Here is a 4,994-nt window from a genome sequence, read left to right as displayed (position 1 = left end):
TCATTTCTCCCCCCCCCCCCACATTTTGGGGGTTTGTCTTTCTTTAAAAATCCCCCCCTCTTTTTTTTTATTAAACTCATTTATTCTGGGGGGGGGGGGGGCGCGGGCCCCCCCCGCCCCTCTCCTCGAACCGGGTACACGCCCCGGACGGAGTCTCAGATGGAGACGCCGTGCGAACGCAGGTAGGCGATCGGGTCGACGTCCGAACCGTAGCTCGGGCCGGTCCGGACCTCGAAGTGGAGGTGCGGGCCGGTGGAGTTGCCGGTGGAACCGGAGAGGCCGATCTGCTGGCCGCCGGTCACGGTCTGGCCGGCCGAGACCTCGAGCGAGGACAGGTGGGCGTACTGGGAGTACATGCCGTCGCTGTGCTGGATGACGACCTCGTTGCCGTACGAGCCGCTCCAGCCGGCGGAGACCACGGTGCCCTGGCCGATGGAACGGACGCTGGTGCCGGACGCCGCCTGGAAGTCCGAGCCGGTGTGGTAGCCGCTGGACCAGCTGGCGCCGGAGGCGCGGTACTGGGTGGTGACGACGGCGTTCTCGACCGGGGCGGCCCAGCCGGAGCCGGTGCTCTCCGACGCGGCGGACCCGGAGGTCTTCGCGGCCGCCGCCTCGGCGGGGACGGCCGTCTTCGCAGGAGCGGCGGGCGCGGCCTTGGAGGGCGCCGCCTCTGCGGCCTTCTCCGCGGAGCCGGACACCTTGGCGCCGAGGGTGAGCTTCATGCCCGGGCGGATCAGGCTCGGGTTCTCGCCGACGACGTCACGGTTGTCCTTGTACAGCTTCTGCCAGCCGCCCTTGACCTTCTTGTCGGCCGCGATCTTCGCCAGGTAGTCGCCGGCGACCACGGAGTACGTCTTCGCCGAACTCTTGGCCGCGGACGCACTCGTGGATGCGGACACGCTGTGGGCTGCGGACGGGGCGGCCTGCTCGGCCGCATGGGCGCCGGTGGCGCCGATCAGCGGGAGAGCGAGTACGGCGCCACCGGTCCCGGCGGCAAGTACGCCTCGGGAGATCGGGCCGGTCTTCGTACGACGGTGCTTGCCTTTTGCGGGCATGGGGGAATTCCTCTCCGGCGCCTGCGAGGTGAGCTGTCGGGTTCGGACTGGAGATGCCCGGCCGCGCGGTGCGCGACTTGACCCCAAGCCGTACCGGATCCCTCCGGCCGGCGGCCTACCTGGTTCCCCCGCTCCTGCCACAGGTGAGTCGGTGCGGATTCCGGGCGGCGGCAGGATTAGGCGTTCCGTCCGGATTGACCGTGACCGTAAGCGAGCCGGGACGCCGTGAACAAGCCCCGCATTGCGGACCGGAATCGGCGCTTCAATTCCGGTGCGGAATTCCCGTCACACTCCGTGGATCCGGGATCTTGGCTTTCCGCGCGGCGTCAGGAATACCCACCGGGATCTCCGCCACGCACCGTCACGGATATGATCCCGCTCACCCACCTCACCCCATCTCCCGTACAAGCGGGGCATGTTCCACTAAATACATCAATACGGACATGTCATGGCCACCACCCCACAGGACGGCCCGACACCTCTGCGCCCGAGACGATTGGCCGATGCAGCCATGTCGTATCGTCGCGAGCGTGCCCCCGTCGGCGAGCGGCGCCGACGCCCGACACCCCAGGAGCCCTTGTGACGCAGCTGCCAGAGGTCCCCCCGACCGGCCCCGAGCCGACGGACGTCGATCTGACCGGTGTCCGCAACTTCCGCGACGTCGGCGGCCTTCCGACCGTGGACGGCCGCACCGTCCGGTACGGACGCCTCTACCGCAGCGGCCACCTCGCCCACGCCACGGAGGCCGACGCGGCCTTCCTCTCCGGGCTCGGCCTGCACACGATCTTCGACTTCCGCAACGCGGCCGACCACAAGCTCGACGGCCTCGACGTGGAGCTGCCGGGCGTCCGGAATGTCAGCATTCCTCTCTCCGATCCGGCCGACGGCGCGGAGTTCTGGCGACTGGTGCGCGACGGGAACATCCAGCAGCTGCGCTCGATCCTGGCCGACGGAAAGGGGACGGACCGCATGGTCGCCTCGTACCGCTCGATCATCAGGGACCGCACCGCCGAGCACAGCCGCGTGCTGCACGCCCTGGCCGAGGGCAGCATGCCCGCACTGATGCACTGTGCGGCCGGGAAGGACCGGGCCGGCCTCTCGGTCGCGGTCTCCCTGCTCGCGGTGGGCGTCGAGAAGGAGGCCATCGAGGCCGACTACCTCAAGTCGAACGACGCGCACCGCCGCTACAAGGTGAAGCGCAGCGACTCCTCCCCGGCGGGGATGTCCGAAGAGGTGATGGAACTGCTCAACCCCCTCTTCGGCGCCCACCCCGACTACCTCGGCGCGGCGTTCGCCGCCATCGAGGAGATCTGGGGCAGCACGGACCGCTACTTCCTCGAAGGCCTGAAGATCAGCCCCGAGACCCGCGAGCGGCTGCGCGAGCGGCTCGTCGAGGTCGCGTGAACGCCGGGGTCAGCCCTTTCCGGCCACGGTGAAGAGAAGGAAGAGGAAGGCCGCGACCACGTGCCCGGCCACCAGGTAGGCGAGGAGCCGGATCACGACGCCGCGGGGCATCCGCCGCTCCTGCGTGTCCGTGCTCCTCGCCCTCCGCGGGGTCAGGGGGTCGTAGTGCTCCGAATCGGACATGACAGTCCTCTCTTCCGGCATCTGGGACCGGTGTGGCGAACGGTGCAGGGCGTACGCGGGGTGCGGATCGGCGGGCGCCCGTGAAGGGGCGCGCGTGAGCAGGATCAGAGCCGGTGGACCGTGCTGCCCAGGCACAGCTCGGCGGTGGGGCTCTGCAGAAGCGTGTGGACGAAGAGCAGGCGCACCCCGCCGGTGTCGAGCGCCGCGATCCGGTGGGGTGTGAGCGAGTCGAAGTGCGCGCTGTCCCCGGGACCGAGGTCGTGCACGGTCTCGCCGAGCACGACCCGGAGCCGGCCGTCGAGGACGTACAGCCATTCCTCGCCGGGGTGGACCCGCACGAGGTCCCCCTCGGTGCCGTACGGGACGTGGACCCGCAGGGCCTGCATGGCGCGGCCCGGCCCACCGGCCTGCCGGTAGACCCAGCCGCCGGCTCCCGTGCCGCGCGGTGTGGCCTCGGGGGGCCCGCCGCGGACGATCGCGTCACGTTCCGGCGGCATCTCGCCCAGGAGCTCGGAGACGGTCGTACCGTAGACACGGGCGAGGCCGAGCAGCATCGGCAGCGAAGGCTGTCTGCGGCCCGTTTCGAGCCGGGAGAGGTGGGCCGGCGAGAGGCCGGCCCGCCCGGCCGCCGCCTCCAGGGTGAGGCCGCGGTTGCGCCGGAGGTCGCGCAGGCGCGGTGCGACGCCGGGGAGCTCGTCGGCCACCCCTCCGTCAGGAGGATTCATGCCTCCATTGGGCCAGGATCTTTCCTCCGGGGCAAATTTATTGCCTCGGAGGCAAAATTCAGCGGTTGGCGACGGCCTGCTTCACCAGGGTCCGGCCGAAGTCCCACATCAGACCGCCCCCGCTGTGCGCGTCGTCCATGACGGCGGTGAACGCGGTGACGAAGCGGTCGACCTCCGGCTCTCCGATGACCAGCGGTGGAATCAGCTTGATCACCTCCGTGTGGTCTCCGGAGACCTGGGTGAGGATCCGGTGCTTCTGCAGCAGCGGTACCACCACCATCTGCGCGAAGAGGCCCTTGCGGGCAGCCTGGAGCATCGTCCAGCGGCTGCGGAGCTTGAGGGACGACGGCCGGCCGAACTCGATACCGATCATCAGCCCGCGCCCGCGGACCTCGTGCAGCAGCTCGTAGCGGCCGACGAGCGCGGTGAGCCGCTCCCGCAGCAGGTCCCCGGTGCGGCGGGCGTTCGCGACGGTCTCCTCCTGCTCCATCACCGTGAGGACGGCGAGCCCGGCCGCCATGGCCTGCGCGTTGGATCCGAAGCTCGCGGAGTGGACGAGGACCCGGTCCATGGAGGAGTAGACGCGCTTGAAGATCCAGTCCTTGCCGAGCGTGGCGCCGACCGGCACATACCCCCCGGAGAGCGCCTTGGCGACGCAGATCAGATCCGGTTCGACCCCCTCCTCGTGCTGGTACGCGTAGAAGTCCCCGGTCCTGCCGAGCCCGGTCTGCACCTCGTCCGCGATGAGCACGGCCTTGTGCCGGTGGAGCAGCTCCTGCGCCTCCCGCAGGAAGCCGGGCGGTGAGGCGTGGACGCCCTTGCCCTGGATCGGCTCCACGACCAGCCCGGCCACGTCGCCGCGCTTCAGCTCGCGCCGGAGGGCGTCGAGGTCGCCGAGCGCGAGGGCGGTGTCGGGCAGCAGCGGCGAGAACCCGTCCCGGAAACCCTTCTCCCCGTTGACGGAGAGCGAGCCGGTGGTCAGCCCGTGGAAGGCGTGGTCGCAGTAGAGGATCCGCGGCTTGCCGGTGGCGTAGCGGGCGAACTTCAGCGCGGTCTCGACCGCCTCCGTGCCGCTGTTGCCGAAGAAGACCCGGTCCAGGTGCGGGCTGTGCGCCAGCAGCTTCTCGGCGAGCAGTCCCGGCAGCGGCTGGCAGTCGAATCGGGTGAGGTCGGCGAGGGAGGCGTCCAGGACGTCGTGCAGCGCCTTGCGTACGACGGGGTGGTGCCTGCCGAGCCCCATCACTCCGAACCCGGCGAGCATGTCGAGGTGGTCGTTGCCCTCCGCGTCCCAGAAGTGCGCCCCTTCGGCCCTCTCGTAGACCTTGTCGAAACCGAGGGTGTGCAGCATCCGCGGGAGCTGGTGGTTGAGGTACCGGGTGTGCAGCTCGTAGCGTTCGGCGCCGCGCTCCGCGAGGAGCCGTGCCAGATCGAACCCGCGCTCTTCGTTCTTCATGACCCGCTCTCCTCAGGCATGTACAGCTCTCCCCCTGGCGTGGGGGGGGGCCGCCCCCCCCCCCCCCCCCCCCCCCCCCCCCCCCCCCCGGCGGCCGCCCCCCCCCCCCCCCCACACAAACCGCAGCAACCGCCCACCCCACCCGAACCCAACCCCGCCCCCCACCACCCAAAC

General features: G+C 70.4%; 5 protein-coding genes and 1 riboswitch. Of the genes, 1 reads left to right on the top strand and 4 read right to left on the bottom strand.

Annotated elements, in window-relative coordinates; all coding sequences use genetic code 11:
- Positions 1–155: 155 nt before the first annotated feature.
- Positions 156–1,055, bottom strand: a complete 900-nt coding sequence (locus ACFC51_RS31505) for a peptidoglycan DD-metalloendopeptidase family protein (RefSeq protein WP_376380698.1) — start codon at positions 1,053–1,055, stop codon at positions 156–158.
- A gap of 5 nt (positions 1,056–1,060) precedes the next feature.
- Positions 1,061–1,219: riboswitch (cyclic di-AMP (ydaO/yuaA leader) on the bottom strand.
- A 415-nt stretch (positions 1,220–1,634) separates the two neighbouring features.
- Here ACFC51_RS31505 and ACFC51_RS31500 point away from each other — a divergent pair.
- Entirely contained in the window at positions 1,635–2,459 is an 825-nt protein-coding gene (locus ACFC51_RS31500; protein ID WP_376532077.1) for a tyrosine-protein phosphatase, read from the top strand.
- Between the two features lie 9 nt (positions 2,460–2,468).
- Here the strand turns inward: ACFC51_RS31500 and ACFC51_RS31495 are convergent, their stop codons facing one another.
- The 3 genes from ACFC51_RS31495 to ACFC51_RS31485 form a co-directional block, all read right to left on the bottom strand.
- Complete coding sequence (locus tag ACFC51_RS31495) at positions 2,469–2,642, bottom strand: DUF6126 family protein (protein WP_376380692.1); 174 nt, start codon at positions 2,640–2,642, stop codon at positions 2,469–2,471.
- Positions 2,643–2,746: 104 nt separating this feature from the next.
- Positions 2,747–3,367 carry a helix-turn-helix domain-containing protein gene (locus ACFC51_RS31490; protein ID WP_376380689.1) on the bottom strand — a complete coding sequence of 207 codons (621 nt, stop codon included), beginning with the start codon at positions 3,365–3,367 and terminating at the stop codon, positions 2,747–2,749.
- A 58-nt stretch (positions 3,368–3,425) separates the two neighbouring features.
- Positions 3,426–4,820 carry an aspartate aminotransferase family protein gene (locus ACFC51_RS31485; RefSeq protein ID WP_376532075.1) on the bottom strand — a complete coding sequence of 465 codons (1,395 nt, stop codon included), beginning with the start codon at positions 4,818–4,820 and terminating at the stop codon, positions 3,426–3,428.
- Positions 4,821–4,994 lie beyond the last annotated feature (174 nt).

The sequence above is a fragment of the Streptomyces sp. NPDC055962 genome, assembly GCF_042270185.1.
Classification (GTDB): Bacteria; Actinomycetota; Actinomycetes; order Streptomycetales; family Streptomycetaceae; genus Streptomyces.
Note: the sequence above shows the minus strand (reverse complement) of the source record. Positions and strands in the feature narration are given on the sequence as shown.